Origin of the sequence: Streptomyces sp. NPDC020192 (assembly GCF_044388685.1) — a bacterium.
Classification (GTDB): Bacteria; Actinomycetota; Actinomycetes; order Streptomycetales; family Streptomycetaceae; genus Streptomyces.
The window spans coordinates 617015-643852 of the sequence record NZ_JBIRXG010000001.1; the positions used below are offsets into that span (position 1 = coordinate 617015).

Below are 26838 nucleotides of genomic sequence, written 5' to 3' on the forward strand. Positions count from 1 at the left end.
GTGTCTTGTGATGCCCTAAGCCTGTATACCGAGCCCTGAGCCGTTGCCACGCGCCCGGTCGCTGAAGTCAACGACCACCAGAGCAGCTCCGACCGTTTCGACGGTGGCCTTCACCAAGCCCAAGGCAACCTTCAAGGGCACGTCGCGAGCGCCGAACCAACCGTCGCGGACCAGGCGGGCGAAGTCGGTCGGTACCAGGTGGCGGGTGAGCGCGTCGGCGGGAGGACTTGCTAGGCCGGTCTTCGCCGCGGCAGAGATCGCCGCTGCGACCTGGCCGTAGGGGTAGATCGCGCCGGAGCTCGTCCGGTGCAGAGCAGGGGTGAAGGGCACCTGCTCGTGAACGCGGAGAAACAGGGGGTCTTCCAGCAAGCCGTAATCGTCGGTGCTCCGCCGAGCGCCTTGCTCCAAGCTGTGGATCCGGCCGTGGAGTTCGGAGAGACTGTGCCAGGCCTCTGGCCAGAGGAGCCCGCTCGGTCCGGGACGCAAGTAGCGCAACAGGACGAGCGTCTGGGTACCGTCGTGGTAGTAGTAGGCGTCGAGGGATGCCTCGGCACCGTCGGCCGCCTGCGGATCGATAATCGACGTGGCTTCGAAGTCATAACTTCGACGACCGTCGCGGCTCGCGAACTCCTTCACGGCGGTGTCACCGATACCACTGAGCCTCTCCGCCACCCGCCCACGCTTGTCGTCGAGCGTCGGCTGAACCGCAGTCCCGTTGAGCCCGCTGATGAAGCTCGTCCCGACAGCTGTCCTGTCCCAGGCGTGTACCCGTGTGAAATCCTTCGCGGCCACCCCAGCTATCTTGGCGAAGAGCAGCAGAGCATCACGCTCGTCGCGCCAGCGGAGCTCCGCCTCGCCCCAGCCTTCGCCGTCGTCGAGCAAAGGCACCAGCCTCTGGACTTCGGCTTCGACGTCTGGGGAGATCCGCTGAAGATTGGCGAACACGATGTCTGCGCCGACCGTGACAGGACCGCTTTCCGGTAGCGACTTGGAGAGTGCTTCATCCGTCTTTCCGCCACTGCACCAGAGCCGTGAGACGGGCACCAGTTCTCGAAGCCTTCGCGCATGGGCGACGAAGACCTTCCGGTCTCGGTCAGTCTCGTGAGCAGGGCGCACGACGCCCAACCCCCAGATCCGCTCCGGTTGCTCCCGGCCACCTTGGTCACCCTGCTGGTCGGCAGGAGCAAGCAGGACTGCGAGGTGTGACTTGACCTCGGGCCAGTCACGGCAGGGTTGAGAGTAGGACCTTTCCTTGATGCGGTCGGCATCGAGCAGACGAAGTAAGTCACTGTCAGGGCGCAGAATCGCCAGCCGCGGCGCTTGCGCCGAAGACGGGAAATCTACCCGCCTTGGTTGTGCGAATGTCATCCACTCCCCCGAATCGCCTGCCACCATACCGAGTCAGGCTCAGGGGGATGGTAGCGCGCCAGCTCCAGCTTCCGGCTTACACGTCCCCAGGTCCCGCGTCCCCGCATCAGGACTCGAACCTCAGCCAAGCGTCGAAGGTCTACCGTTTCAGCTGGACAACCGTCTGGACCACCATCTACCCGCCTTCGAACAGCGGCTTCGCCCTTCCCGTTGTGCAAGTCTCCGACCAGGGGTTCGAACCTGCGTAGCACTTGATCGGCACCCCGGCCCCACGAGCCAAGTCACGCCCGGCCAGCCGCTCCCTCATTCCATAACTGCTGCGCGATTACGCAGGAACTCCAGGGGAGCCGCAGGTAGAAGTGAGAACCTCCTCCCAACAAAAAATGACCCTGCCCGAGGCAAACCCTAAGGTCGAGGCCCATCAAGGCAGACGAGTCGGGCTGTACGCCGGGTTCTGTTCCGAGGGGTCCTCGCGGGCCCCTCGGCGACGGCCATCCATCTAGGGCCGGCGTTGCCGTCGGCCTCGTGCGGTCTACCCGCGGACTCGGGCGGGCAGCCCTCGAACGTCCGCGCAGAGCGCGCCTTGCGGCGGCTCCTTTTGACCTTGCTCCGGGTGGGGTTTACCTAGCTGCCCAGGTCACCCTGGGCACTGGTGGTCTCTTACACCACCGTTTCACCCTTACCAGGGGCCGAAGCCCCGGGCGGTCTGTTTTCTGTGGCACTGTCCCGCGGGTCACCCCGGGTGGCCGTTAGCCATCACCCTGCCCTGTGGAGCCCGGACGTTCCTCGGGAAGCCCCCCTAGGGGGACTCCACGCGGCCGTCCGCCCGGCTCGTCTGCCGTGTCGACCATGGTACCGGGCGCCGGGAGCGGCGAGGACCGGCCGCCGCCGTCGCCAGGACGGAGCCCGTCAGGATCAGGGCGAAGGCCACCAGGACGGTGGGGGTCAGGGACTCGTTCAGGAGGAGCGCGCCCGCCGCCACCGCGACCGCCGGGTTGACGTACGTGATCACCGTCGCCCGGGTCGGACCCGCCTCCTTGATCAGCTCCAGGAACGCGACGAAGGCCACCGCCGTGCAGATCACGCCCAGGCCGGCCAGCGCGGCCAGGGCGGAGGGGGAAGGAAGAGAGGCCGGGCGGGTCGCGGCCGCGAACGGGGCGTAGACCAGGGCCGCCAGGGTCAGGCACGGTGCCGTCAGGTGCAGGGACGGGACGTCCTTCATGCGGTGCGCGGCGATCAGGGGGGCCGTGGCGTAGCCGATGACCGTCACCAGCACCTCGACCAGGGAGCGGGCGTCGCCGCCGGTCAGGTGGGGCAGGGTCAGGACCGTCACGCCACCCAGGCCGAGGGCGAGGCCCGTGATGCGGCGGGTTCCCAGGTGTTCCGTGTTGCCGAGGAGGCGGGCGACGACCACACCGACGATCGGCACGCCCGCTATCAGCAGGCCGGCCGTCGAGCTGGACAGGTGCCGTTCGGCGTCCGTCAGGGTGAACCAGGGGACGACGATCTCCAGGAACGCGAAGGCCAGCATGGGGCGCCAGTGGGCCCGGATCGTCGCGGGCAGGCCGCCCTGGCGCAGGGCGAAGGGGAGGAGGATGAGCGCGCCGAGGGCACAGCGCGTGAACACCACCACCGGCGGGGACACCTCGTCCACCGCCACCTTGATCATCAGATAGGGGATGCCCCAGATCACTCCCATCAGGGAGAACAGAAACCAGCCGCGTGCAGTCATACGGCGAGTTTCGGTCAGACCCTCACCCCGCGTCTTGAACGCTGTTGCGGTACGCCGCCGGGGTCACCCCGAGCACCCGGCGGAACCAGCGGGTCAGATGTGCCTGGTCGGCGAAGCCCACCAGGCCCGCCACCTCCGCCGGGCGCAGGCCGGCTTCCAGCAACGCCCGCGCCCTGCTCACCCGGTACTGGGCGAGCCAGGCGTACGGCGGCAGGCCCATCGTCGTACGGAAGGCCCGCAGGAGCTGGTAGCGGGACAGGCCCAGGTCGGCGGCGAGGGAGGCGAGCGTCGGCGGGGCCGTCAGCTCGTCGGCGAGGCGGTCGCGGACCGTCCGGGCGATGGTGATCGCGCCCGGGACCAGGTCCGGCCCCGGCCGGGCCGTGGAGTGGCGGCGGGCCAGGGCCGTCAGCAGCCAGGGGATCCGGGACTCCGCCTCCAGCGGGTCGGGGCAGACGCTGAGTTCGGTGTGGGCGAGGCCCAGCGCGGTGGCCAGTTCCGGGTCGTCGAGGAGGGGTTCGCGGAAGAAGGGGAGGCCGCCGAGGACGCCGTCGGTCAGCAGGGCCGGCTCGGCGTACAGGGCGCGGTAGGCGTAGCCGTCGGTGGCGTTGCCGGGGCCGCCGGTGTGCGTCTCGCCGGGGTCGAGGACGACGATCCTGCCCGGTCCGGTACGGATGTGACCGCCCCGGTAGGCGATGACCTCGCTGCCGCCGACGCAGACGCCGATCGTGTACTCGTCATGGGCGTGCGGGGCGTAGGTGTGCCGGCGGAAGTTCGCGGTCAGGAGGTCGAGCGGGGGGCCCTCGTGGCCCAGCCGGGCGCGCGTCCACAGCGCCTGTTCCGCCATGGCACACCCCTTGTCCAGAGACCTTCAGAGACCTTCTACTCGTGCAACGCCTTCAGGCCCCGCTTCCATGCCGCGTCCAGGTCGGCGTCGCCGGGAAAGCGGCCGTGGATCTCGAGGATGACCATGCCGTGGGCGAAGGCCCAGAGCGCGCGGGCCCGGTCGACGTCCCCGCCGCAGGCGCGCATCAGCGGCAGCGCCGCCCGGTCCTCCAGGCCCTCGGGGAGTTCGGCGCGGGGCAGCGGGCGTTCGGTGGCCAGGCAGTACAGGTGCGGGTGGGCGAGGGCGTAGGCGCGGTAGGCCCCGGCGAGGGCCTCGAGGGAGCCGGGGGCACGGGCCTCGGCGGCCTCCAGGGCATCGGCCGACTCCGCGAGCATCTGCGCCGTCAGCTCCACCTCTACGGCGTGCTTGTCGGGGAAGTGCTTGTAGAGGGACGGCGCCTTGATGCCGAGGCGGTCGGCGAGGGTGCGCGTGGTGAGCCGGTCGAGGCCGGACTCCTCCAGGAGTTCCCGGGCGGCGGCCACGATCTCGCGTGCCCGGGGGGTGAGACGGTCACCGGCGGCGAGTGCGGTTCCCTGCTGGTCAGGCACGCTGGAAGCCCTCCTTGGTCCGCAGTCCGTAGCCGAAGGCGCGATCGTACGAGATGTGGGCGAGCCAGCCGCACAGGGCCGCGAACGCCGGGGGCCAGGCGACCGGCAGGACCGTGTACGCCACCAGCAGCGCGAGCGGGACGAGCGCCCGGTGCAGCGCGTTGTAGTACGGCACCGCGCGCGGCGGCAGCTGCCCCTTGGCCATGCGGGGCGCGTCGTCCAGGGCCACCAGGAAAGTGAGGTCCGGCAGGACGAGGAAGACCAGCGCCAGGGTGCCGGCGAGCCAGCCGTGGTTCATGCCCTCCAGCACCGCGAAGGCCGACCAGAACAGGGCGAACGCCAGCCACGCGGTGCGGCGCAGGACGGTGAGTGTGGAGCGGGACGTGCGGGTGGTGCCGGCCAGTGCGGTCATGGCTGCCTCCGGGTCCTCGTACGGCGTCAGCGGCTAACTTTGTTAGCCACACCGTAGGGCTAACGGCGTTAGCCGTCAAGCCCCGCCCGCTCCAGGGCCGTGAACGCCACCCCCAGTCGTGCCCGGTGGTCCCGGGCCACCTCGTCCACCGGGTCGCCGGACAGCAGGCGGTGCGCGGAGGTGACGAAGACCGTGCGGTAGGCGGCGACGGTGAGGGCCGCCAGGAGCCGGGAGTCCGCCGCGCCCGACTCGGCGAGGGCGGCGGCCAGCGCGCGTTCCACCTCCTCGACACCCTCGCGGGCGCGGGAGCGCAGGGCCGGGGAGGCGATGACGACGCGGTAGAAGTGCGGGTAGTGCTCCCCCACGCCGCTCAGCGGGTGCCCCTCGTCGAGGAGGCGGAGCACGAGGCGGCGCAGGGCGGCGAGCGGGGACTCGCCGGGGGCGCGGTCCCGCACGGCTTCGGCGAAGAGTTCGGCGGCCTGCGGGATGCGGTCGAGGAACAGGTCCTCCTTGCGCGGGAAGTAGTTGAAGACCGTCATCGCGGACACACCGGCCGCCCGTGCGACCTCGGCGACCGTCACCGCGTCGAAGCCCCGCTCCACGAAGAGCCCCGTCGCGATGTCGGAGATCCGCTGCCGAGTGGCCCGTTTCTTGCGCTCCCTCAGCGGAAGCCCCTCGTCCAGTTCCTGATCCATACAGGAAACTATAGCCACTCAAAACTTTTAGTGACTACAGTGAAAGCCATGACGACGACGGATTACGACGTGGTGGTGGCCGGCGCCGGCCCCGTGGGGCTCTTCCTCGGCTGCGAACTCGGGCTCGGCGGGGCACGGGTGCTCGTCGTGGAGCGGCTGACCGAGGTGGACGAGACGATCAAGGCGGGCTCGGTCAACATCCCGAGCGCGGTCGCCTTCTACCGGCGGGGGCTGCTGCCCGAGCTGGCGGCGGTGTGGGAGGCGTTGCTGGAACGGCTGCGCGCCTTCGGGGAGAGCGGCCAGGGCGCCATGAGGACCCCGCCCAAGTTCGCCGGGCACTTCGGCGGGATCATGATGGACCCCGATCTCTTCGACGGCTCCGACCCCGCCTGGGAGGACGTCGGCCCCGCCGCCGACAGCGGGCTCGGCGTGCCCCAGGCGGAGCTGGAGCGGATCCTGGCCCGGCGGGCCGCGCAGCTCGGCGTGGAGGTGCGCCGGGGCGTGGAGCTGACCGGCTTCGACGCCGACGCCGACGGGGTCGCCGTACACACCGGCGACGGGACGATCCGGGCCGACTGGCTGGTCGGCTGCGACGGCGGCCGCAGCACCGTCCGCAAGCTCGCCGGGTTCGACTTCCCCGGCACGGACCCGGAGATCACCGGCTGTCAGGCGGTCGTGGAGATGTCCGGCGACGAGCGGCTGGGCGCGGGCTGGAACACCACCGACGTGGGGACGTACGTCAACGGGCCGTTCCCCGGGCGGATCCTCACCGTGGAGTTCGACGGCCCCCCGGCCGACCGGTCCGCCCCCGTCACCGCCGAGGAACTGCAGGCCGGCCTGCGCCGGGTGTCCGGCGTGCCCGAGGTCACCATCCACAAGGTGATCAGCGCGACCCGGTTCACCGACAACGCCCGCCAGGCCACCGACTACCGCAAGGGCCGGGTGCTGCTCGCGGGCGACGCGGCGCACGTGCACTCGCCGTTCGGCGGGCAGGGTCTGAACCTCGGCCTCGGGGACGCGATGAACCTGGGCTGGAAGCTCGCCGCCGTCGTACGCGGTCAGGCCCCCGAGTCCCTGCTGGACACCTACACCGCCGAACGCCACCCGATCGGCGCCTGGGTGCTCGACTGGACCCGGGCCCAGATCGCGGTGATGCGCCCCGACCGGCACGCCCGCGCCCTGCGCCGGGTGGTCACCGACCTGGCGCTGACCACCACCGGCACGACGTACCTCGTCAACCGGATCTCCGGCGTCTGGCAGCGCTACGACCTGCCCGGCGAGCACCCGCTGACCGGCGCGAGCGCGCCCGACCTGGAGCTGTCCGACGGCACCCGGCTCGGCGACCACCTCCACTCCGGCCGCGCCCTGCTGCTCGACCTCGCCGACGACCCCGCGCTGCGCGACCGGGCCGAGGGCTACGCCGACCGGCTGGAGATCCGTACGCTCGCCTGCCCGGACCGGCCCGGTCTGCACGCGCTCTTCGTCCGCCCGGACGGCTTCGTGGCCTGGGCCGCCGACCGGGAGGACACGGCGGACGCGGTGGACGGCAAGGGTCTGCCGGAGGTCCTGGAACGCTGGCTCGGGGCGCCCGCCGTCACCGCTTGAGCCGGTCGCTCGACCCCCGCCGTGAATGTCCTCGCGGTCGGCTCCCAGACCTCCGTCACGCTCGAACTCACCGAGCCCGTCCCTCACTTGACGCTGCTCGGCCACCGCCGGGACGTCCGTGTCGTACGGCTGCACGCCGATGACCCCGGCGGACTGGTCCAGGCGCTCACGCGGCCGTGAAGAGGATCTTCGACGTCCCCGGATCGGCCTGGGCGAGCCGTACCCGCAGGCGTTCGCCGAGCGGGAGGTCGTCGCCCTCGATCCGGCCGATGACCGCCGGGGAGGTCAACTGCACGGTGCCGACGGTCGGTTGACGCTCCTCGATGTCCACCACGCAGGCCTCGAAGACGTCCCCGATCCGGTCCTTGAGCAGGGCCGCCTCCACGAGGTCGATGCACTCCCGCTCGACCGTCCCGGCGATACGGGAGCCGTCGGCCATCCGGCGGGGCAGCGCGTCGAGCGCGGCGAGCACCCAGTCGGGCGGGGACTGTCCGGCGAGGGCCGCGAGGCACAGCTCGGCGGCGTAGCGGTCGGCGAGGCGGCGCAAGGGGGCCGTGCAGTGGGTGTAGGGGGCGGCGACGGCGGCGTGTGTGGTGATCGCGGGCAGCTCGCCGCCCCGGAAGACGGTGTAGCCGGCGCCGCGCAGCAGGGTCGTGCACTCCTGGAGGAAGGCCGCGTGGTGCGGGGTGTGCGGGTCGAGGGAGCGGATCAGGTCCGCGTACGACACGTGGTGCGGCCAGTCGATGTGCAGCGCGGTCGCGGTACGGCGCAGCCGGGCGACGGCGCCGTCGGGGGCGGCCGGGAGGGTGCGCAGCACGCCGGTGCCGTAGGTGATCATCACGTCGGCGGCGGCCATGCCGGTGAGCAGGGAGAGCTGGGCGTTCCAGCCGTAGGCCGGCAGCGGGGCGCGGTAGCCGAGGCGGTAGGTGTGGTCCTCGGCGGTGATCTCCTGCTCGGGCACGTTCAGGGAGATGCCGCCGCGCGCCACCTCCAGCCGCTCCCGGACCTCGCCGATCTCCCTGAGCAGCGCGACGGGCTCCTCGGCGGTCCCGGTGACGATCTGCCTCTGCACTCCCGCGTAGTCGAGCTTGGCCCGGCTGCGGACCAGGGCGCGGCGCACGTCCACGGCGACGGTCCGGCCGTCCGCGTCCAGGTCGAGCGTCCACAGCACGGCCGGGCGGACCTGCCCCGGCAGCAGGCTGGCGGCGCCCTCGCTGAGCACGACGGGGTGCAGCGGGACCTTCCCGTCCGGGAAGTACAGGGTGTTGACCCGCCGGTGCGCCTCCGTGTCCAGCGCGCCGCCGGGTGCGACGAAGGCGGCGACGTCGGCGATGGCGTACCGGACCCGGTAGCCGGTGCGGCGCCGGGAGAGATGGGCGGCCTGGTCGAGGTCGGTGGAGGTGGGCGGGTCGAGGGTGAAGAAGGGGGTGTCGGTGGCGTCGTACGACGGTACGGCGGGCGCCTTCGCCGCCCGCTCGGCCTCCTCCTGGACCCCCGGCGGGAACGCGCCCGGGACACCGAGCTCGGCACGCAACGCGGCGAGCGCGGCCCGGAGCGGGGCCTCGGGGGCACCGGTCACACGGATCCTGCGGCGTGGCATACAGCGAGCGTAGGTCGAGGCGGGGTGGGCGGCACGCCGTACGCTGTCGCGGAGGTCTAGGTGAGGAGTACGTGGTGCTGGTCCTGCTGCCGCCGTCGGAAGGCAAGGCGAACCCGGGCGCGGGTGCCCCGCTGAAGCTGGAGGCGTTGTCCCTGCCGGGGCTGTCCGCCGCGCGGGAGGCGGTGCTCGGCGAGCTGGTGGAGCTGTGTGCCGGGGACGAGGAGAAGGCGCGCGAGGTGCTGGGGCTGAGCGAGGGGCTGCGCGGCGAGGTCGCGAAGAACGCCGGCCTGCCGACGGCGGGCGCCCGCCCGGCCGGGGAGATCTACACCGGTGTCCTCTACGACGCCCTCGGCCTGGCCACGCTGGACGCGGCGGCGAAGAAGCGGGCGGCGCGCTCGCTGCTGGTGTTCTCGGGCCTGTGGGGCGCGGTCAGGGTCACGGACCGTATCCCCTCCTACCGCTGCTCGATGGGCGTGAAGCTGCCCGGGCTCGGCGCGCTGGGCGCGCACTGGCGGGCGCCGATGGCCGAGGTGCTGCCCGAGGCGGCCGGGAACGGCCTGGTCCTGGACCTGCGCTCGGCGGCGTACGCGGCGGCCTGGAAGCCGAAGGGCGAGGTCGCGGGGCGGACGGCGACCGTACGGGTGCTGCACGCGCCGACCCGGAAGGTGGTCAGCCACTTCAACAAGGCGACGAAGGGGCGGATCGTACGGAGTCTGGTGTCGGTGGGCGTGGCGCCTTCCGGTCCGGCCGAGCTCGTCGAGGCGCTGCGGGATCTCGGGTACGAGGTGGAGGCCCAGGCGCCCACGAAGGCGGGGCGGGCGTGGGCGCTGGACGTGCTGGTGAACGAGATCCACTGAGCCCACCTCCCTCGCATTGCAGCATGTGCAATGACCTTTGCGCACGCTGCACCGCTTCGGCACGATGACGCCATGGCCTCATCTCCGCTGGACCTCGCCCCCGTCGTGCCCGTCGTCGTCATCGAGGACGCCTCCGACGCCGTACCGCTGGCACGGGCGCTGGTGGCCGGGGGGCTGCCGTCGATCGAGGTGACGTTGCGGACGCCGGCGGCGCTGGACGCGATCCGGGCGATCGCCGACACGGTGCCGGACGCGGTGGTCGGGGCGGGGACGGTGATCACGCCGGAGCAGGTGAGCGCCTGTACGGCGGCGGGGGCGCGGTTCCTGGTCAGTCCCGGGTGGACGGAGGCGCTGCTCGAGGCGATGCGCGGGTCGGGGGTGCCGTTCCTGCCCGGGGTGTCGACCACCTCGGAGGTCGTCGCGCTGCTGGAGCGCGGGGTGCGGGAGATGAAGTTCTTCCCGGCGCAGGCGGCGGGCGGCACGGCCTACCTGAAGTCGCTCGCCGGACCGCTCCCCCAGGCCCGTTTCTGCCCGACGGGCGGGATCGGTCCGGCCAACGCCCGCGAGTACCTGGCACTCCCCAACGTCCGCTGTGTGGGCGGCACGTGGATGCTCCCGGCGGACGCCGTCGCCGCCCGTGACTGGGGGCGGATCGAGGCGCTGGCCCGGGAGGCGGCGGGGCTCAGCGCAGGTGGGACGTGTCGTTGAAGAGCCGGACGCTGGCGTTGCCGTCCGCGTAGTACGCCACCGCCGACAGGGCGGCCGCCGACAGTTCCATACGGAACAGGGACTCGGGCGGGGCGCCGAGGGCGAGGCGGACGAAGGTCTTGATCGGGGTGACGTGGGTGACGAGGAGGACCGTGCGGCCCGCGTACGCGGCGACCAGCTTGTCCCGGGTGGCGGCGATCCTGGTGGCCGTCTCGGCGAAGCTCTCGCCGCCGCCGGTGGGGTGGGCCTCGGGGTCGGCGAGCCAGGCGTTCAGGTCGTCCGGGTAGCGGTCGCGGACCTCCCCGAAGGTGAGCCCCTCCCAGGCGCCGAAGTCCGTCTCACGCAGGCCGTCCTCGATCGTCACCTCCAGGCCGAGGCGGGCGGCGACGACGCCGGCGGTCTCGCGGGTGCGGGCGAGGGGGGAGGCGAGGACGGTCTGGATCGTGCCGCGCTTCGCGAGTGCCTCCGCGACTCGGCGGGCCTGTTCGCGGCCGGCGTCGGAGAGGGAGGGGTTGGTGCCGCCGCTGCCGCTGAAGCGCTTCTGGGGGGTCAGGGGGGTTTCGCCGTGGCGGAGCAACACGAAGGTGGCGGGGGCGCCGAGGTCGGGGGCGCTGCTCCAGCCCTGCGTCGACTGGGGCTGCTCGGTTGTGGCGGCCACGGTTTCCCTTCCGCTGCTGGACAGCTGCTGCTCGTCGAGGGATTTCGCGGCAGACCCCGCGTCCATCGCCTCGTTGGCCAAGCGGTCCGCGTGCTTGTTCTGTTCCCTCGGGATCCACTCGTACGTGACCTGGTCCGGGGGGAAGACCGAACGGGCCTGCGTGGCCAGGGGCTTCATGGCGGGGTGTTTGATCTTCCAGCGGCCCGACATCTGCTCGACGACCAGCTTGGAGTCCATGCGGACGTGGACCGTGGCCGTCGGGTCGAGGGCGTGGGCGGCGCGGAGGCCGGCCAGCAGGCCCCGGTACTCGGCGACGTTGTTGGTGACGACGCCGAGGTACTCGGCCTCCTCGGCCAGGATCTCCCCGGTCGCCGCGTCGGTCACCACGGCACCGTAGCCGGCGGGCCCGGGGTTGCCCCGCGAGCCGCCGTCCGCCTCGATGATGAACTCCCGCACCCGACAAGCCCCTTACGACTCCTACAGACCCGACTCGGCCGTACGCACCAGGATGCGGCCGCAGTTCTCGCAGCGTACGACGGTGTCCGGCGCCGCCGCGCGGATCTCGCTCAGCTCGGTGATCGCCAGCTCCTGACGGCAGCCCTGGCAGGTGCGGGCGTACAGCTTCGCCGCGCCGATGCCGCCCTGCTGCCCGCGCAGCTTGTCGTAGAGCTTGAGCAGGTCGGCGGGGACCGAGGCCGCCACGACCTCGCGCTCCTTCGTCACCGTCGCCACCTCGCCGTCGATCTCCTCGAACGCGGCGTCCCGGCGACCGCTCGCGTCGTCGATCTTCGACTGCGCCGACCCGACCCGCTCGGTCAGCTCCGCCACCCGCGCCTGCGTGGCCTCCCGGCGCTCCATGACCTCCAGGACCACGTCCTCCAGGTCGCCCTGGCGCTTGGCGAGGGAGGCGATCTCGTGCTGGAGGTTGGACAGGTCCTTCGGCGAGGTGACCGCGCCGGAGTCCAGGCGCTGCTGGTCGCGGGCGGCGCGCTGGCGCACCTGGTCCACGTCCTGCTCGGCCTTGGTCTGCTCGCGGGCGGTGTCGCTCTCCTCGGTCTGCGCGGCGACCAGCAGGTCGCGCAGCTGCGTGAGGTCCTTGTTCAGGGTGTCGATCTCGGCGTGCTCGGGCAGCGACTTCCGCCTGTGCGCGAGCTGCTGGAGGCGGACGTCGAGGGCCTGGACGTCGAGGAGGCGGATCTGGTCGGCGGGCGCGGCGTTCAGTTGGGGGCTCCTGTTAGTTGCTCGGGGTGGTGGACGCCGCGTGGGCGGTCCAGGGGTCGGTGACCGTCTTGGAGACGTGGACGCGCAGGTCCCAGCCGTGGCGGTCGGAGATCTCGTCGAGCTGGCTCGCGGCCAGCTCGCACCAGGGCCACTCGGTGGCCCAGTGCGCCGCGTCGAGCAGCGCGAGAGGGGTCATGGCCACCGCCTCGGACGCCGGGTGGTGGCGCAGGTCCGCCGTGAGGAAGGCGTCCACGCCGGCCGCGCGGACCTGGTCGAAGAGGCTGTCGCCGGAGCCGCCGCTGACGGCGACCGTGTGGACGAGGGCCTCGGGGTCGCCGGCCACCCGGATGCCCTGCGCGGTGGCGGGCAGCCGCTCGGCGGCGCGGGCGGCCAGCTCGCGGACGGTCACCGGGTGGTCCAGCTCGCAGATCCGGCCGAGACCCCGGCGGCCGGCCGGGTCGGTGGGGTCCGGGACCAGGGGGCGTACGACCCTGAGGTCCAGCGCGCCGGCCAGGGCGTCCGAGACACCCGGGTCCGCGGTGTCCGCGTTGGTGTGGGCCACGTGCAGCGCGATGTCGTTCTTGATCAGGGTGTGCACGACCCGGCCCTTGAAGTGGCTCGCCGCCACCGTCGTCGTACCGCGAAGGTAGAGCGGGTGGTGGGTGACCAGCAGGTCGGCGCCGAGCTGCACCGCCTCGTCGACGATCTCCCGTACGGGGTCGACGGCGAACAGGACCCGGGTGACCTCCTGGTCGGGGTCGCCCACGACCGTGCCGACCGCGTCCCAGGACTCGGCCCGCTCGGCGGGCCACAGGGTCTCCAGCGCGGCGATGACTTCAGACAGACGGGGCACGAGGGAAAGGCTACCTGGCTGGTCTGCGCGGCCGTACCGCTTCCGCAGGCTCTTGTCCCTGTCAGCACAATCGCCCCGTTTTCCTCAGGTGAATCGCTTCTGCACCACCCGTATGTGTGAAGCGGGCGCGGCCGGTCCCATGCCTGTGCGAGCGAAAACTAGCTTCGTCGCCGGAGGTGACCGAACGATGACAGCCTGTGCGATCGAACCACCCCATACCGGCGCGTCCGGTGCGGACGACGGAGGGAGCGGACGCGCCCTCGGCGGGTGCTCCCTCACGGCGGACGGGGCGTACGCCGCCCGGCTCGCGCCGGCCGGCGACTGCTGGTTCCCGGAGCGCTGGACGCTGGACGGCCCGGAGCCGTACGCCGTGCCGCTGCCCGGCAACCAGCCGGAGGAGCCCGGCACCGAGGTGCAGCCGCTGGCCGACGGCCGGGTGCTCATCCACCGGCTGATCGAGCGGCGGCACGCCTTCTCGCTGCTGTACCCGACCGGGCCCGGCACCGGTGAGCTGCCGCTGGGCGCGGTGGAGTGCCCCGAGCCCGGCACCCGGCTCGCGCTGCTGCCGCCCGCGCCGGGGGGCATGCGGGCGTACGCCCTCGCCGTCGGCCCGCGCTCCAGCACCGTCTGGCTGGTGGCGGGCGGCGCCTTCGGTCCGGAGCGGCTCGCGGAGGTGCCGGGGCGCTGCTCGGGCGGGGTGTGGCTGGACCGCGCCGGGCGGATGCTGGCGCTGGACCGGGAGCCGGGCCGCGGGCCGGTGAAGACGGTCGTGGTGAACCTGGAGCGCGCCGAGGTCTCGCCCCTGCTCCAGATCGCGCCCGGCAGCGACGACCGGCTGCTGCTCGCCGACCCCGACAGCGGGCTGCTGCTCATCTCCTCGGACGCGCCCTCGCCGGGGCGGGAACGATTGGGCTGGGGCGTCCTCGGCAGCACGCTGCCGGTGCGCTTCCCGGAGTCCCTGCGGATGCCGGACTGCACGGTGACACCGTTCGCGATCCAGCCGGGGCAGGTGCTGATGCCGGAGAACTGCGCGGTGGCACTCCGCGTCGACGGGCCGGTCGGCAGCTGGGTGGGCATCTGGCGGCCCGCCGGACGGCACGTCGACCACCTCCCGGCACCCGAGGGATGGCTGACCGGCACCGGACTGTGGACCCGGGACGGGGTGCTGCGGCTGCCGTACGCCACGGAGGAGACTCCGTGCGGCGTGGCGGAGCTTATGGCACCCAGGGGGGAGAGGCCTGCGGCGAGCGGTACGGCGGCGGCCTCGGGGGGAGCGGGGGCTACGGGAAGCGGTACGGCCGCAGTCTCGGGGGGAGCGGGGGCTGCGGGAAGCGGTACGGCCGCGGCCCCGAGGGGCTCCGGTGCTGCGGGAGGCTGGGTTGCCGTGGTGCCGGAGGGAGCGGGGGGCTCGGGGGGCGTGGGTCTGGAGGGTCCGGTCCGGGACGGCACGGCTGCCGGGGCGCCCGGGGCGTCGCCGGAGCCGACGGAACCGGATCCTCCGGAACCTGCGGGGCGTACGGCGCCCGCAGTGCGTGCCGAGCGTCCCGTGGCGCCTGCGAAAACAGGGATTCCGGAGCCCGTCATGGCACGTCCGGTGCCGTTGCAGCAGGCACCACTGGGGCGTCTTGTAACGAACTAGTGCCGGTTGGCGTGTGCGCCTGGATTCGGCCCGTGGTGTGCCGGTTACACTCGCCGGGCTGTACGAAAGATCATGTTGACGGGGTGAATTCTTCCGATGAGCGACACCAGCACCACTGAGCAGCTGTCTGCCGACTCTCAGGACGCGTCCGGCCACGGCCGGCACCGGGGCCAGATCTCGGCCCAGGAGGGTGAGCAGACTCCGCACGGGCGGCACCGCAAGCCCGCTACGGAGACCGCCGAGGCGGCTGCCTGACGGTAAGAGAGGAAGAGGGGGTGCCTGATACGGGGCACCCCCTCTTCCCTTTTCCTCACTCGCGTCCGAGCCCCAGCACCTCCGCCGCCGCGAACGTCTCCCCCGGCGGCCGGTCCGCGTAGTGCGGGGTGAGCAGCGCGTCCAGCTCGTCGTACGTGAACGTCTCCTGCTTGCTGTCGAACTTCGCCCGCACCCGGGGCCGTTCGACGATCGCGACCATGCCGCCGTGTACGACGAGGAGCTGGCCGTTGATCCGGGCGGCGGCCGGCGAGGCCAGATAGCCGACGAGCGGGGCGACATGCCCGGGGGCCAGCGGGTCCAGGCCCCCCTCCGGTTCCCGGAAGCCGGCGAAGACGTCCTCGGTCATCCGGGTGCGGGCGCGCGGGCAGATCGCGTTGGCCGTAACGCCGTACTTGGCGAGGGCGAGGGCGGTGGAGGTGGTCAGGCCGACGATGCCGCCTTTCGCGGCCGCGTAGTTGGGCTGTCCGGCGGAACCGGCCAGGAAGGCCTCCGAGGAGGTGTTCACGATCCGCCCGTAGACCTTCGCCCCGCCGGCCGCCTTGGACCGCTCCCGCCAGTGCGCGGCGGCGAAGTGGGTGGTGTTGAAGTGGCCCTTGAGGTGGACCCGGATCACCGCGTCCCACTCGTCCTCGGTCATGGAGAAGACCATGCGGTCGCGCAGGATGCCCGCGTTGTTGACGAGGATGTCCAGCTTGCCGTACTCGCTGACCGCCAACCGTACGAGTTCTTCGGCCTGCTGGAAGTCGGCGACGTCCCCGGTGTGGGCGAGGGCCCGGCCGCCCTGGGCCGCGATCTCGGCCACGACCTCCTCGGCGGGACCGGCCGACGCCTCACCGGAGCCGTCCCGCCCGGACTGTCCGTAGTCGTTGACGACGACGGCCGCGCCGAGCCGGGCGAGTTCCAGGGCCTCGGCCCGGCCGAGCCCGCGCCCGGCGCCGGTGACGATCGCCGCCATCCCCTCCAGTGGCAGTGACATGGCCGGCGCCCTCAGATCTCGATGCACGTACGCAGGGCGGTCCCGGTACGCATCTGGTCCAGTGCCTCGTTGATCTCCGCCAGCGGCACCCGGTGGGTGATCAGGCCCGCCAGGTCGATCCGGCCGGCCCGCCACAGGGCGATCGCGCGCTCGTAGGAGCGCAGCACGTCCCCGCCGCCGTACATGGACGGCAGGATGCGCTTCTCGTCGAAGAACAGCTCGAACATGTTGAGCTGGAGGAAGTCGTCCATGGCACCGGCGCCGACCACGACGAGGGTGCCGCCGCGCCGGGTGTTCTCGTAGGCGGTGCGGGCGGTGGCGGACCTGCCGACGACCTCGAAGACGTAGTCGAAGCCCTCGCCGCCGGTGACCTGTTGCTTGGCGTCAGCCAGCTCGTCCGGCGAAACGGCCTTCGTGGCACCGAACTTGAGGGCGGACTCGCGCCGGGAGGCGACCGGGTCCACGGCGACGATCTCGGCGGCGCCCTTCAGCCGCGCCCCCTGCACCGCCGAGATCCCGACGCCCCCGCAGCCGATGACGGCGACGGACGAACCGGCCTGCACATCAGCGGTGTTGAGGGCGGCACCGAGCCCTGTCGTGACCCCGCAGCCGATCAGCGCGGCGATGTCGAAGGGCACGTCCTGCGGGATGGGCACGGCACAGCCCGCGTCGACCACGACCTCCTCGGCGAAGGTGCCGGTGCCGGCGAAGCCGAAGACGTCACCGGCTGCCCGCCTGAAGTTGGGGGTGCCGGCGTTCATGAACCCGGCCAGGCACAGCTGGGTCTGGCCGCGCTTGCAGGCCGGACAGGCGCCGCAGGCGGGCAGCCAGCAGATCACGACCCGGTCGCCGGGCTTCACGTGCCGCACCCCGTCCCCGACTTCGAGGATCTCCCCCGCGCCCTCGTGCCCCGGCACGAACGGTGCGGGCTGCGGCAGCACCCCGCTCATCGCGGACAGGTCGGAGTGGCACAGCCCGGTGGCGCGCACCCGGACCCTGACCTTGCCGGGCCCGAAGCCCACGGCCTCGACGTCGTCATGAACCTCGAGCTTTTCCTGGCCGATCTCGTGCAGTACGGCTGCGCGCATGGTGCGGCTCTCCCCTCAACGGTGCGTTGGCTCAGGAGTGTTGGACGGTGGTGTCGGCGAGGACGGGCGCGTCCTCCCGCTCGACGGCGCTCACAGCCACCCGGACGACGTTCCCCTCCCCCTGCCACATGCGGATGCGCAGGGTCTCCCCCGGGAACACGACTCCGGCGAACCGGGTGGTGTACGAGCGGACCCGGCTCACGTCCCCGTCGAGCAGCGTGTCCACGACCGCCTTGAGCGTGATGCCGTAGGTGCACAGCCCGTGCAGGATGGGCCGGTCGAAGCCGGCGCGCTTGGCGAAGTCGGGGTCGGCGTGCAACGGGTTCCAGTCGCCGGAGAGGCGGTAGAGCAGGGCCTGGTCCTCGCGGATCGCCCGCTCGACGGTCCGGTCGGGCTCACCGGCGGGCGGGTCGAGGCGCGTGGAGGGACCTCGGTCGCCACCCCATCCGCCCTCCCCTCGTACGAAGATCTGGGCGTCGTTGGTCCACAGCGGTCCGTCGGCGTCGGCGACCTCGGTGCGCAGGACCAGGACGGCGGCCTTGCCCTTGTCGTAGACGGCGGCGAGCCGGTTGGTCGCGGTCGCCGTGCCCTCGGCCGGGATCGGGCGGTGGATCTCCAGCGTCTGTCCGCCGTGCAGGACCCTGGCGAGCTCGACCTCCACGCCGGGCATGGACAGCCCCCTGATCACCCCGGGCGCGCCGGCGCCCGCGACGGTGGCGAAGCTGGGCAGGACGTGCAGCCGGGACTCCAGGGTGTAGCGCAGCTCGCCGGGGTCGGTGGCGGGGATGCCGGCGCCGATGCCGAGGTGGTAGAGCTGTACGTCCTTGGTGGTCCAGGAGATCTCACCGGTCCGGGGTTCGGCCGCGAGGGCTTTCGCTGCGTCGATGGGCATACGGCTCCTGACACTGGCGGTCCAAGACCCCGGCGCGGACGTCCGCACCGTCGGCCGCACCGAGGTCGCTACGGGGCCGATCTAGAACGCGTTCCAGTCCGGCGCCCCTTGTATAGCCGAGCCCTCCGCAGTTGTGAAGGCTCCTGACGCTGTGTCAGCTCGGCCGGAGCAGTGACATTTGTACTGCCCGGGTCCGTACATGCGCATCTGCCGGAGGCGGGGGCCGGGTTCGTAACGTCGTAGGCATGACACAGACGGAGAACACCGCCGTGTCCTTCACGGGGGCGGTCAAGACGTACGGCGAGGTGCGCGCCGTGGACGGCCTCGATCTGGACATCGGGCGCGGGGAGACCGTGGCCCTGCTGGGCCGCAACGGCGCCGGCAAGTCCACCACGATCGGGCTGCTGCTCGGGTTGTACGAGCCCGACGCCGGCACCGTGGAACTGTTCGGTGCGGCGCCCGAGCGGTCGGTGCGCGCAGGCCGGGTGGGCGCGATGCTCCAGGACGCCCGTCCGGTGCCCCGGGCCACGGTGGGCGAACTGGTCACCTTCCTGGCCTCCCGCTACCCCGCCCCCATGCCGGTGGCGCGGGCACTGGAGCTGGCCGGGATCGCCGACCTGGCCGGGCGGCGGGTGAACCGGCTGTCCGGCGGGCAGGTCCAGCGGGTGCGGTTCGCGCTCGCGCTGGCCGGGGACCCCGCGCTGCTGGTGCTGGACGAACCGACGGCGGCGCTCGACGTGGAGGCCCGGCACGCCTTCTGGGACTCCATGCGCGCCTACGCCCGCCGGGGCCACACCGTCCTCTTCTCCACGCACTACCTGGAGGAGGCCGACGCGCACGCCGACCGGATCGTGATCATCGACCGGGGCCGGATCACCGCCGAGGGCACGGGCGAGGAACTGCGGCGGGCGGCGGGCGGCAACCTGGTCAGCCTGGACCTGGCGGGGCGCGACCCGGAGGGACTGGCTCTGCTGCCGGGGGTCCGCTCGGTACAGATCGACGGCGACCGGGCCAGGCTGCGCACGGACGACTCGGACGCGACGGTTGTCGCCCTGGCGGAGCTGGGGGCGATACGAGGGCTTGAGGTGACTCCGGCGTCACTGGACGACGCGTTCCTGGAGCTGACAAGCGCCCCGAAGGGGCGCTCCCACCGCTCTCATGACCCGGAGGTCGTGTGATGCTCGCCTACGTACGCCTCGAAGTCCGCCGCACCCTCCGCGACACCGGATTCGTCATCGGCGGCATAGCCATGCCGGTGATGATGTACCTGCTGTTCACCAACCTCGGCGGCGCCGACGACAGTTGGAGCACCGCAGGGATGGTCGGCATGGCGGCCTACGGCGCCGTCGGCTCCGCGCTGAACACCGGAGGTGCCGTCGCCGAGGACCGAGCCGTCGGCTGGCTGCGGCAGTTGCGCGTGACCCCGATGACCCCGCGCGAGGTGGTGACCGGGCGGACACTGACCGGCGCGGTGACCGTGCTGCCCGCGATCGTCGCCGTACTCGCGGCGGGTGGTCTGGTCAACGGGGTGCGGCTGGCGGCCTGGCAGTGGGCCGCGCTCACGGTGCTGCTGTGGCTCGGCTCGCTGCCGTTCACGCTGCTCGGCCTCGGCAACGGTTACCGGCTGACCGGGCCCGCGACCGGTGTGGCCAACATGATGTGCACCCTGGGGCTCTCGGTGCTCGGTGGACTGTGGTTCCCGGTCAGCCTGTTCCCCGGCTGGCTGCGCGCCCTGTCGGCGTACACCCCCACGCACCGGTTCGCCCAGCTGGGGACCGCCGTCGCCGACGGGCACGCCCCCGGTGGCGGTGCCATCATCGTGCTGACGGTTTGGCTGGGACTGTTCGGTTCGTACGCTGTGCTGTCGTACCGCCGTGGGGCGGGGACCATCTGATCGGGGGAACACGGACATGAGGGTGTGGAGCAGACTGCGATGTCAGGCGCGGGCCTGGCAGGCGGGACGGACCGAGTGGAAGGCGGAGCGCGACCGCTGGAAGGCGGAGCACGAGCGCTTCGTCGCCGCGCAGCAGGCCGCGCGGAAGACGGGCAGAGCCCCGGATGTCGACCACCCGGGTCCGCCGCCCACCGGCTTCGCGCTGCTGCCCTGGCTGCTGATGGGGATGGGGGCCTTCTCCAACCTCCTCCAGGGCAAGACCCCGAACCCGTTGATCGGCGGCCTGGGCCTGCTGACCTTCAACTCGCTGTACATCTACGTCACCTTCCGCTCCTTCGACCGTGAGCGGCGCGAGGCGGTCTCCACCCGGGTGGCGCTGGGGCTCATGGGCCTGCTGACCACAGGCCTGGCCCTCGGCTACGGCGGCAACTGGCTGATGTTCTTCCCGCTGCTGGGCCTCGCGACGGGTGCGGCGCTGCGCGGTCCGTGGCTGGGCCGGACGGGCCTGCTGCTGGCCGGGTACGCGGGTGCGATCTCCGGCGTCCACGACGGCTCGGACGCGGTGAACATCGCCTACGGCACCTTTCTGTCCAGCATGGTGACCGCCGCGATCCTCGGCCTGTCCGAGGCGGTGCGGGAGCTGCGGGCGGCGCGCGAGGAGCTGGCGCGGCGCGCGGTGGAGAAGGAGCGGCTGCGCTTCTCGCGGGATCTGCACGATCTGCTCGGCCACACCCTGTCGGTGATCGTGGTGAAGTCGGAGGCGGCCCGGCGGCTGGCCGCGCGCGACATGGACGCGGCGCTGGGCCAGATCACGGACATCGAGTCGGTGGGCCGGCAGGCGCTCACCGAGATCCGCGAGGCGGTGACCGGCTACCGCGAGGGGAGCCTCGCCACCGAGCTGACCCGGGCCCGCTCGGCGCTGTCCGCGGCGAGCGTGGAGCCGGTGATCCGGCAGTCCGGCACGCCGCTCGCCCCGCAGACCGAGGCGCTGCTCGGCTGGGTGGTGCGCGAGGCGGTCACCAACGTGGTCCGGCACAGTGACGCGAGCCGCTGTGAGATCACCATCGAGAGCGGCGCCGAGCAGGCCCGGCTCGCCGTCACCGACAACGGCACCGGCGAGCCGGTCAGCCGGCCCCGGGAGGGCATCGGCGGCACGGGCCTGAAGGGGCTGACCGAGCGCCTCGCGGCGGCGGGCGGCTCGCTCACGGCCGGCCCGTCGCCACGCGGCGGCTTCTCGGTCACCGCCGAACTCCCGGTGGAGTCGGCGGAGTTCGCGGACGTCGTGGCTACGGCGCCCAGGGCGTGCTGACCGCCCAGCTCACATCGTCGGTCCAGGACGTGCTGCTGTCCCAGGTGTTGGATCCGCCGTCGCTCGCTATGTAGAGGTTGTAGTCGTAGTGACGCAGGTATTTCGTCGGGTAGTTGTACGACGCGAACGAGGCGCCGGTACCGCTCTTGCCGGTCGTCGGGCAGAAGGTGGCGTCGGCCCGGAACTGGGCGGTGCCGTCCATGGGCTGCCGGTAGATCTTGAAGTTGTAGTGGCGCAGATAGTCGCCGGGGTAGTTGCGCGACTCGAACGACACGCAGGAACTGTCGGCGAGCCCTGGGCGCACGATCCAGGTGGCGTCGTTCTTGTCCAGGCTGGAACTACTGGAGGTGATGGAGGAGATGACACCGGCGCCGTTCTGGTGCCGGACGTAGTCGCCGGTGCAGCAGGACGTGGTCGCGCGCAGCGAGATCTCCGAACCGGCGCTGAGCGTGCCGCTGCTGCCGGTCGCGCCGCCGTAGCCCACGGAGACGATGTTCGACTGTACGGCGTCGTCGGCGGCGTCGGTCGGGATGCCGGAGGTCATCACGCCCTCGAAGAAGGACCCGATGGAGCCGTTGCTGTTGTCACCGCCGGTGCCGAGGACGATGGCGCCCTCCTGGTGCATGGGCGAGTAGCCACTGGTGGTCGGCTCACCGCCGGAATAGGTGGTCGTGAGCCCGCCCGATTGCGCATTTCCCCATTTGAGCGCGAAATGGTTCTGCCCGTTGTTCTTGAGCAGCGCGGTCACGAACGGCAGCGCGCCCGTGCCGGTGTTGGAGGAGTTCTTGCTGTATCCGGCGTCGGACTGGAACAGCCCGTTCTCCAGGTCGGCCTGCACCCAGGGGCCGGAGCCGTAGCAGGGCGAGAACCAGCACTCGGTGCCGAAGTTGATGGCGTCCATGTGCCCGTTGCCGGTGTCCTTGTTGTTGGTCTCGGCGTTGCCGTAGTCGAAGCAGCAGGCGCCGTTGACGTGCGTGCCGGACGTCACCATGTACATCCCCTCGGCGGCGCCGTTGGTGGCGACACCCGAGGTGGCGTCGTTGCGGTAGCCCATCCCGGCGGAGATCTCCAGGCCGTAGACCTGGTGCCCGCCGACGGTCACCGGCAGCGCGTCCGCCGGGGACCCGACGTCGGCCACACCGGCGCCGCCGGCGCCCTCGACGGTGAGGTCGTTGTGGCGGGAGGACTGGTCGTAGATCCTGGTGATGATGCAGGTCGTACCGGCACAGAAGGAGTCCTGGGCGGCCGCGTCGGCGTATCCGCCGGCGGCCAGCAGCCCGATGTTCCTGGTCGCGCTGTCCGAGGCTCGCTGTACCTGGTACAGCGAGCCGTTGTACGAGGAGTACAGCGCCCGGACCATGCTGTGCGCGGCGACGCACGGGGTGCCTGCGGCGGCGTACACGTCACAGGGCAGCGAACTCGCGGCGGCCGCCTGGGGCACGCCGGTGCCGAGGAGCAGCGCGACGAGCGTGGCGCAGACGGCGAGCACGGACAGGGCGGCGCTTCTCAGGCGCCGTGGGCGGGGGGTTCTGGGGAGCAAGGTGCACCTCGGTTCGTCGTAGGACAGCTCACGTTCGGGATCTCGGACAGCGTTCGATCGAAATGCCGAACCCATTCGACTGCGAAATTGCGTGGGGATTCCTGGAAATGCAGGGGCGATTGTTTGGGTGGCGTCCGAGGGCGTCAACCCCCGCCGCACGGGACAATGCCGAGTCTTTAATCGACGAACAGGCGCCTCACAGACCACTCCCGCACCCGGCGCGGGCGTGGCCGTACGCTGAGCCCATGAACGAGATGCCCCGGGACGGCGGACCCGCCACGTGCGTCCGGGTTCTGCTCGCCGAGGACCAGGGGATGATGCGCGGGGCCCTCGCGCTGCTGCTCGGCATGGAGGACGACATCGAGGTCGTCGCCCAGGTCTCGCGCGGGGACGCGATCGTCGAGGCGGCGCTGCTGCACCGGCCCGACGTGGCCCTGCTGGACATCGAACTCCCGGGCGCCAGTGGGCTGGACGCGGCGGCCGAGCTGCGCGAGCAGGCGCCCGACTGCCGGGTGCTGATCCTCACCACCTTCGGCCGGCCCGGCTATCTGCGCCGGGCCATGGAGGCCGGGGCGGCCGGGTTCCTCGTCAAGGACGGGCCCGTGGAGGACCTGGCCGTGGCCATCCGGCGCGTGCTCACCGGGGAGACCGTGGTCGATCCCGCGCTCGCCGCCGCCGCGCTCAGCGCCGGACGGAATCCGCTGACGGCCCGTGAGTGCGACGTGCTGAAGGCGTCGGTGGACGGGGCGACGGTCGCCGACATCGCCGGCCGGCTGCATCTGTCCGAGTCCACCGTCCGCAACTACCTCTCCTCGGCGATCGGCAAGACGGGCACCCGCAACCGGGCGGAAGCGGTACGGGAGGCCCGGCAGCAGGGGTGGTTGTAGCCGCCCGTCACATCCCCCGCAGCAGCGTCACCACCGCCGCCCCGCCCAGCCCGATGTTGTGCGCGAGCCCCACCCGCGCGCCGGGCACCTGCCGCTCCCCCGCCTCGCCGCGCAGCTGCCAGACCAGTTCGGCGGTCTGGGCGAGACCGGTCGCGCCCAGCGGGTGGCCCTTGGAGATCAGTCCGCCCGACGGGTTCACCACCCAGCGCCCGCCGTACGTCGTCGCGCCCGACTCGACCAGCTTCCCGGACTCCCCCGCCTCGCACATGCCGAGCGCCTCGTACGTCAGCAGTTCGTTGACCGAGAAGCAGTCGTGCAGCTCGATCACGTCGACGTCCTCGATGCCGAGCCCCGAGAGCCCGTACGCCCGGCCGGCCGCCTCGCGCGACATCGGCTGCCCGACGACGTCGATGCACGAGCCGGAGGCGAAGGACTCCTCGGTGTCCGTGGCCATGGCCTGCCCGGCGATCTCCACCAGCCCTAAGAGCCCGCGCTCGTCGGCGAACCGCCGTGACACCACGACCACCGCCGCCGCGCCGTCCGAGGTCGGCGAGCACTGGAGTCTGGTCAGCGGCCGGTGCACCATCCGCGCGGACAGGATGTCGGCCACCTCGTAGACGTCCCGGAACTGCGCGTACGGGTTGTGCGCGGAGTGCCGGTGGTTCTTGGCGGCGACGGCGGCGAGCTGTGCCTCCGTCGTGCCGTACCGCTCCATGTGCTCGCGGGCCGCGTCGCCGAAGATCTGCGCGGTCGGCGGGGCCGGTTCGAAGCCGTGCCGGGCGGCCATGATGCCGTAGTGCCGGGCGACGGGAGACGTCGAGCCCCATGCATCAGCGGCTCCGCCGCGGGCCCCTCCGTCGGCCCCTCCCCCGAGGGCGCCCTTCTTCATCTTCTCGAAGCCCAGCGCCAGGATGCAGTCACAGGCACCGCCCTCGACGAGCTGCCGGGCCAGCATCAGGGCGGTCGCGCCGGTCGCGCAGTTGTTGTTGACGTTGTACACGGGGACGCCGGTGAGCCCCAGCTCGTACACGGCCCGCTGGCCGGCGGTGGAGGGCTGGAAGCAGTAGCCGACCGGAACCTGTTCCACATCCTCGTAGGCGATCCCGGCGTCCGCCAGGGCCGCCCCGCCCGCCTCCCGCACCATGTCCCAGTACTGCCATGAACGGGTCTCGGGCTTCTCGAACCTGGTCATCCCGACCCCGGCGACATAGGCCTTCATGGCGCGCCAGAGTAGAACGTGTTCCATAAATCCACCAGACCCGACCCGACGTCAGAAACCCATGAGCGGGTCAAGAATCCATTAGAGGCCCGAAGCAACGGAATAGTTGCCTGTGCATACGAGGTTTACCCACCACTTATGTTCACGGGAGGCCTCACTCAATGACCCACACGACGACCGACCAGCCGCCCCGGCGGGCGAGCGGGGCCGTGGTTCCGGTGCTCGCGTTCGCGGGCATCGTCGTCGCGGTGATGCAGACGCTGCTCGTGCCGGTCATCAAGGACCTGCCGCAGCTGCTGAGCACCGCCCCCAGCAACGCCACCTGGGTACTGACCTCGACCCTGCTGTCCGGCGCCGTCGCCACGCCGATCATGGGCCGCCTCGGCGACCTGTACGGCAAGCGGCGGATGCTGATCCTCAGCCTCGCCGTCATGGTGGTCGGCGCCCTGGTCAGCGCGCTCACCAGCCAGCTGCTCACCATGATCGTCGGCCGTACGCTGCAGGGCTTCGCCATGGGCGCGATCCCGCTCGGCATCGGCCTCATGCGCGACATGCTGCCCCGCGAGAAGCTCGGCTCGGCCATGGCCCTCATGAGCTCCTCCATCGGCGTGGGCGGCGGCCTCGCGCTGCCCGCCGCCGCCCTGGTCGCGCAGCACACGAACTGGCACGCCCTCTTCTACGGCGCCGCCGGCCTCGGCATCATCGCCATCGCCCTCACCCTCCTCGTCGTGCCCGAGTCCCCCATGCGGGCCGAGGGCTCCTTCGACCTGGCGGGCGCGCTCGGCCTGTCCACCGGCCTGGTGCTGCTCCTGCTCCCGATCACCAAGGGCAGCGACTGGGGCTGGTCCTCCGGCACCACGCTCGGTCTGTTCGGCGCATCGGTCGTCGTCCTCGTCCTGTGGGGCCTGTTCGAACTGCGGATCAAGGCACCCCTGGTCGACCTGCGCACCACCGCGCGCCCGGCCGTCCTCTTCACCAACCTCGCGTCGATCATGGTCGGCGTCGCGTTCTACGTCGTCTCGCTCGTCCTGCCCCAGCTGCTCCAGCTGCCGAAGGCCACCGGCTACGGCCTCGGCCAGTCCATGGTCGTCGCGGGTCTGTGCGTGGCGCCGCTGGGCCTGACGATGATGTTCACGGCCCCGGTCTACGCCCGCCTGTCCGCCCGCTACGGCCCGAAGACCACCCTCATCCTCGGCCTGCTGATCATCGCGCTCGGCTACGGCGGCGGCCTCGGCCTGATGGACGCGGCCTGGCAGACCATCGTCACGTCCGTCGTCCTCGGCGCGGGCATCGGTCTCGCGTACTCGTCCCTGCCGGCGCTGATCGTCGGTGCCGTTCCCGCCTCGGAGACCGGCGCGGCCAACGGCCTGAACACGCTGATGCGGTCCATCGGCACGTCGGTGTCGAGCGCCGTCATCGGCATGGTGCTGGCCAACACGGCGAACAACGTGGGCGGCATCGCGATCCCGACCATGCACGGCTTCCGGGTGTCCTTCCTCATCGCCACGGCGGCGGTCGCGGCGGGACTGGTGCTGGCGCTGTTCCTCCCGAAGGCCGGCCGGGCACCGCAGCTCCGGGCCAGCAGCGAGGAGGACGCTTCGCTGGAGCGGGCCGAGGAGGTGCTGCGCGGGTTCCAGGGCCGGGTTCTGGATTCCTCCGGGGTTCCGGTTCCCCGGGCCAAGGTCACGTTGATCGATCGGCGGGGCCGGCAGGCCGGCGCCACCGTCTCCACCGAGGACGGTTCCTACACGCTCAGCGTGCCGAGTGAAGGCGCGTACGTGCTGGCCGCGAAGGCCTCCGGCCATGGGCCGCTTGCCTCTTCTGCCACGCATTCCGGTGAGGACGAGGCTGTCCTCCTGGATCTCTCGTTGCCTGGGGAGGTTGTGAGCGCCTGAGAGCCCCTGCTTGCCGTACCCCCTGTCTACAAGTGACCGGGGGTACGGCAGCATGGGCGGCCGGAATCGTCGTACGAACCGGA

Annotated in this window: 26 protein-coding genes, 1 other RNA gene and 1 pseudogene; 12 read left to right on the top strand and 16 right to left on the bottom strand. The window is 71.9% G+C overall.

The genetic code is table 11. The features are described 5' to 3' along the window. Window positions 1-15: 15 nt before the first annotated feature. On the bottom strand, window positions 16-1044 hold the full coding sequence (locus tag ACH47Z_RS02815; protein WP_399069769.1) for a hypothetical protein: 1029 nt from the start codon (window positions 1042-1044) through the stop codon (window positions 16-18). 21 nt (window positions 1045-1065) lie between these two features. Between ACH47Z_RS02815 and ACH47Z_RS02820 the strand changes: the two genes are divergently transcribed. Beyond that, window positions 1066-1206, top strand: a complete 141-nt coding sequence (locus ACH47Z_RS02820; protein WP_399069771.1) for a hypothetical protein — start codon at window positions 1066-1068, stop codon at window positions 1204-1206. Between the two features lie 589 nt (window positions 1207-1795). On the opposite strand, the gene rnpB is transcribed toward ACH47Z_RS02820, so the two are convergent. From rnpB to ACH47Z_RS02850, 6 genes and pseudogenes are all read right to left on the bottom strand, one after another. After that, window positions 1796-2202, bottom strand: an RNA gene (gene rnpB, locus ACH47Z_RS02825) — RNase P RNA component class A. 118 nt (window positions 2203-2320) lie between these two features. Beyond that, window positions 2321-3100: pseudogene (locus tag ACH47Z_RS02830) on the bottom strand (DMT family transporter); the annotation flags it as partial. 22 nt (window positions 3101-3122) lie between these two features. Next, window positions 3123-3944 (bottom strand): helix-turn-helix domain-containing protein, encoded by an 822-nt coding sequence (locus ACH47Z_RS02835; RefSeq protein ID WP_399069773.1) that lies wholly within the window; start codon window positions 3942-3944, stop codon window positions 3123-3125. A gap of 35 nt (window positions 3945-3979) precedes the next feature. After that, a complete protein-coding gene (locus ACH47Z_RS02840; protein ID WP_399069775.1) occupies window positions 3980-4531 on the bottom strand; it encodes a TetR/AcrR family transcriptional regulator in 552 nt (183 codons plus the stop codon). Further along, window positions 4524-4943, bottom strand: a complete 420-nt coding sequence (locus ACH47Z_RS02845; protein WP_399069777.1) for a DUF4260 family protein — start codon at window positions 4941-4943, stop codon at window positions 4524-4526. Before ACH47Z_RS02845 ends, ACH47Z_RS02840 begins: the two co-directional genes overlap by 8 nt. A 68-nt stretch (window positions 4944-5011) precedes the next feature. Beyond that, on the bottom strand, window positions 5012-5638 hold the full coding sequence (locus ACH47Z_RS02850) for a TetR/AcrR family transcriptional regulator (RefSeq protein WP_399069779.1): 627 nt from the start codon (window positions 5636-5638) through the stop codon (window positions 5012-5014). 48 nt (window positions 5639-5686) lie between these two features. Here ACH47Z_RS02850 and ACH47Z_RS02855 point away from each other — a divergent pair, with 48 nt between their 5' ends. Together ACH47Z_RS02855 and ACH47Z_RS02860 are read left to right on the top strand one after the other, a co-directional pair. Further along, entirely contained in the window at window positions 5687-7243 is a 1557-nt protein-coding gene (locus ACH47Z_RS02855; RefSeq protein WP_399069781.1) for an FAD-dependent monooxygenase, read from the top strand. Between the two features lie 21 nt (window positions 7244-7264). After that, window positions 7265-7423 (top strand): hypothetical protein, encoded by a 159-nt coding sequence (locus tag ACH47Z_RS02860; protein ID WP_399070384.1) that lies wholly within the window; start codon window positions 7265-7267, stop codon window positions 7421-7423. Here the strand turns inward: ACH47Z_RS02860 and ACH47Z_RS02865 are convergent. Next, complete coding sequence (locus ACH47Z_RS02865) at window positions 7410-8843, bottom strand: RNB domain-containing ribonuclease (protein ID WP_399069783.1); 1434 nt, start codon at window positions 8841-8843, stop codon at window positions 7410-7412. The genes ACH47Z_RS02860 and ACH47Z_RS02865 overlap by 14 nt on opposite strands. A 74-nt stretch (window positions 8844-8917) precedes the next feature. Between ACH47Z_RS02865 and yaaA the strand changes: the two genes are divergently transcribed. Both yaaA and ACH47Z_RS02875 read left to right on the top strand, forming a co-directional pair. Beyond that, window positions 8918-9700 (top strand): peroxide stress protein YaaA, encoded by a 783-nt coding sequence (yaaA, locus tag ACH47Z_RS02870; RefSeq protein ID WP_399069784.1) that lies wholly within the window; start codon window positions 8918-8920, stop codon window positions 9698-9700. 72 nt (window positions 9701-9772) lie between these two features. Next, window positions 9773-10408, top strand: coding sequence for a bifunctional 4-hydroxy-2-oxoglutarate aldolase/2-dehydro-3-deoxy-phosphogluconate aldolase (locus ACH47Z_RS02875; RefSeq protein WP_399069786.1), 636 nt, complete (start codon window positions 9773-9775; stop codon window positions 10406-10408). Here ACH47Z_RS02875 and ACH47Z_RS02880 read toward each other — a convergent pair. From ACH47Z_RS02880 to ACH47Z_RS02890, 3 genes are read right to left on the bottom strand one after another with little or no spacing between them, the layout of a single operon-like run. Then, on the bottom strand, window positions 10383-11522 hold the full coding sequence (locus ACH47Z_RS02880) for a bifunctional RNase H/acid phosphatase (RefSeq protein WP_399069788.1): 1140 nt from the start codon (window positions 11520-11522) through the stop codon (window positions 10383-10385). The genes ACH47Z_RS02875 and ACH47Z_RS02880 overlap by 26 nt on opposite strands. A 21-nt stretch (window positions 11523-11543) precedes the next feature. Further along, window positions 11544-12287: a zinc ribbon domain-containing protein gene (locus ACH47Z_RS02885; RefSeq protein ID WP_399070360.1), complete on the bottom strand. Its 744-nt coding sequence runs from the start codon at window positions 12285-12287 to the stop codon at window positions 11544-11546. Between the two features lie 13 nt (window positions 12288-12300). Then, complete coding sequence (locus ACH47Z_RS02890) at window positions 12301-13140, bottom strand: Nif3-like dinuclear metal center hexameric protein (RefSeq protein ID WP_399069790.1); 840 nt, start codon at window positions 13138-13140, stop codon at window positions 12301-12303. A 187-nt stretch (window positions 13141-13327) separates the two neighbouring features. On the opposite strand from ACH47Z_RS02890, the gene ACH47Z_RS02895 reads away from it, so the two are divergent. Continuing rightward, entirely contained in the window at window positions 13328-14779 is a 1452-nt protein-coding gene (locus ACH47Z_RS02895; RefSeq protein ID WP_399069792.1) for a hypothetical protein, read from the top strand. 96 nt (window positions 14780-14875) lie between these two features. Then, the gene (locus ACH47Z_RS02900) at window positions 14876-15034 is read left to right on the top strand and encodes a hypothetical protein (protein WP_399069794.1); all 159 of its coding nucleotides are present in this window, start codon (window positions 14876-14878) and stop codon (window positions 15032-15034) included. A gap of 55 nt (window positions 15035-15089) precedes the next feature. Here the strand turns inward: ACH47Z_RS02900 and ACH47Z_RS02905 are convergent, their stop codons facing one another. Genes ACH47Z_RS02905 through ACH47Z_RS02915 form a run of 3 tightly spaced genes read right to left on the bottom strand, consistent with a single transcriptional unit; the run spans window position 15090 to window position 18011 of the window. Then, window positions 15090-16031, bottom strand: coding sequence for a 3-oxoacyl-ACP reductase (locus tag ACH47Z_RS02905; protein WP_399069796.1), 942 nt, complete (start codon window positions 16029-16031; stop codon window positions 15090-15092). A gap of 11 nt (window positions 16032-16042) precedes the next feature. Further along, on the bottom strand, window positions 16043-17119 hold the full coding sequence (locus tag ACH47Z_RS02910) for a Zn-dependent alcohol dehydrogenase (RefSeq protein WP_399069798.1): 1077 nt from the start codon (window positions 17117-17119) through the stop codon (window positions 16043-16045). Between the two features lie 31 nt (window positions 17120-17150). Beyond that, window positions 17151-18011: a MaoC/PaaZ C-terminal domain-containing protein gene (locus tag ACH47Z_RS02915; protein WP_399069800.1), complete on the bottom strand. Its 861-nt coding sequence runs from the start codon at window positions 18009-18011 to the stop codon at window positions 17151-17153. A gap of 245 nt (window positions 18012-18256) precedes the next feature. Between ACH47Z_RS02915 and ACH47Z_RS02920 the strand changes: the two genes are divergently transcribed. Genes ACH47Z_RS02920 through ACH47Z_RS02930 form a run of 3 tightly spaced genes read left to right on the top strand, consistent with a single transcriptional unit; the run spans window position 18257 to window position 21214 of the window. Then, window positions 18257-19189, top strand: coding sequence for an ATP-binding cassette domain-containing protein (locus ACH47Z_RS02920; RefSeq protein ID WP_399069802.1), 933 nt, complete (start codon window positions 18257-18259; stop codon window positions 19187-19189). Beyond that, window positions 19189-19905 carry an ABC transporter permease gene (locus tag ACH47Z_RS02925; protein WP_399069804.1) on the top strand — a complete coding sequence of 239 codons (717 nt, stop codon included), beginning with the start codon at window positions 19189-19191 and terminating at the stop codon, window positions 19903-19905. Before ACH47Z_RS02920 ends, ACH47Z_RS02925 begins: the two co-directional genes overlap by 1 nt. Before the next feature lie 16 nt (window positions 19906-19921). Then, window positions 19922-21214: a sensor histidine kinase gene (locus tag ACH47Z_RS02930; RefSeq protein WP_399069806.1), complete on the top strand. Its 1293-nt coding sequence runs from the start codon at window positions 19922-19924 to the stop codon at window positions 21212-21214. Here the strand turns inward: ACH47Z_RS02930 and ACH47Z_RS02935 are convergent. Continuing rightward, on the bottom strand, window positions 21192-22754 hold the full coding sequence (locus tag ACH47Z_RS02935) for an alpha-L-arabinofuranosidase B (protein ID WP_399069808.1): 1563 nt from the start codon (window positions 22752-22754) through the stop codon (window positions 21192-21194). The genes ACH47Z_RS02930 and ACH47Z_RS02935 overlap by 23 nt on opposite strands. 245 nt (window positions 22755-22999) lie before the next feature. Here ACH47Z_RS02935 and ACH47Z_RS02940 point away from each other — a divergent pair, with 245 nt between their 5' ends. Then, window positions 23000-23641, top strand: coding sequence for a response regulator (locus ACH47Z_RS02940; RefSeq protein WP_399069810.1), 642 nt, complete (start codon window positions 23000-23002; stop codon window positions 23639-23641). Between the two features lie 7 nt (window positions 23642-23648). On the opposite strand, the gene ACH47Z_RS02945 is transcribed toward ACH47Z_RS02940, so the two are convergent. Beyond that, complete coding sequence (locus ACH47Z_RS02945) at window positions 23649-24860, bottom strand: thiolase C-terminal domain-containing protein (RefSeq protein ID WP_399069812.1); 1212 nt, start codon at window positions 24858-24860, stop codon at window positions 23649-23651. Between the two features lie 161 nt (window positions 24861-25021). Here ACH47Z_RS02945 and ACH47Z_RS02950 point away from each other — a divergent pair, with 161 nt between their 5' ends. Beyond that, window positions 25022-26755: an MFS transporter gene (locus ACH47Z_RS02950; protein ID WP_399069814.1), complete on the top strand. Its 1734-nt coding sequence runs from the start codon at window positions 25022-25024 to the stop codon at window positions 26753-26755. The last annotated feature ends 83 nt before the right edge of the window (window positions 26756-26838 follow it).

Coding starts and splice junctions, on each gene's coding strand:
- ACH47Z_RS02820 (WP_399069771.1), top strand. CDS start 1,066: ATGGGCGACGAAGACCTTCCGGTCTCGGTCAGTCTCGTGAGCAGGGCG.
- ACH47Z_RS02835 (WP_399069773.1), bottom strand. CDS start 3,944: ATGGCGGAACAGGCGCTGTGGACGCGCGCCCGGCTGGGCCACGAGGGC.
- ACH47Z_RS02845 (WP_399069777.1), bottom strand. CDS start 4,943: ATGACCGCACTGGCCGGCACCACCCGCACGTCCCGCTCCACACTCACC.
- ACH47Z_RS02850 (WP_399069779.1), bottom strand. CDS start 5,638: ATGGATCAGGAACTGGACGAGGGGCTTCCGCTGAGGGAGCGCAAGAAA.
- ACH47Z_RS02855 (WP_399069781.1), top strand. CDS start 5,687: ATGACGACGACGGATTACGACGTGGTGGTGGCCGGCGCCGGCCCCGTG.
- ACH47Z_RS02865 (WP_399069783.1), bottom strand. CDS start 8,843: ATGCCACGCCGCAGGATCCGTGTGACCGGTGCCCCCGAGGCCCCGCTC.
- ACH47Z_RS02875 (WP_399069786.1), top strand. CDS start 9,773: ATGGCCTCATCTCCGCTGGACCTCGCCCCCGTCGTGCCCGTCGTCGTC.
- ACH47Z_RS02895 (WP_399069792.1), top strand. CDS start 13,328: ATGACAGCCTGTGCGATCGAACCACCCCATACCGGCGCGTCCGGTGCG.
- ACH47Z_RS02900 (WP_399069794.1), top strand. CDS start 14,876: ATGAGCGACACCAGCACCACTGAGCAGCTGTCTGCCGACTCTCAGGAC.
- ACH47Z_RS02905 (WP_399069796.1), bottom strand. CDS start 16,031: ATGTCACTGCCACTGGAGGGGATGGCGGCGATCGTCACCGGCGCCGGG.
- ACH47Z_RS02910 (WP_399069798.1), bottom strand. CDS start 17,119: ATGCGCGCAGCCGTACTGCACGAGATCGGCCAGGAAAAGCTCGAGGTT.
- ACH47Z_RS02915 (WP_399069800.1), bottom strand. CDS start 18,011: ATGCCCATCGACGCAGCGAAAGCCCTCGCGGCCGAACCCCGGACCGGT.
- ACH47Z_RS02920 (WP_399069802.1), top strand. CDS start 18,257: ATGACACAGACGGAGAACACCGCCGTGTCCTTCACGGGGGCGGTCAAG.
- ACH47Z_RS02925 (WP_399069804.1), top strand. CDS start 19,189: ATGCTCGCCTACGTACGCCTCGAAGTCCGCCGCACCCTCCGCGACACC.
- ACH47Z_RS02930 (WP_399069806.1), top strand. CDS start 19,922: ATGAGGGTGTGGAGCAGACTGCGATGTCAGGCGCGGGCCTGGCAGGCG.
- ACH47Z_RS02940 (WP_399069810.1), top strand. CDS start 23,000: ATGAACGAGATGCCCCGGGACGGCGGACCCGCCACGTGCGTCCGGGTT.
- ACH47Z_RS02945 (WP_399069812.1), bottom strand. CDS start 24,860: ATGAAGGCCTATGTCGCCGGGGTCGGGATGACCAGGTTCGAGAAGCCC.
- ACH47Z_RS02950 (WP_399069814.1), top strand. CDS start 25,022: ATGACCCACACGACGACCGACCAGCCGCCCCGGCGGGCGAGCGGGGCC.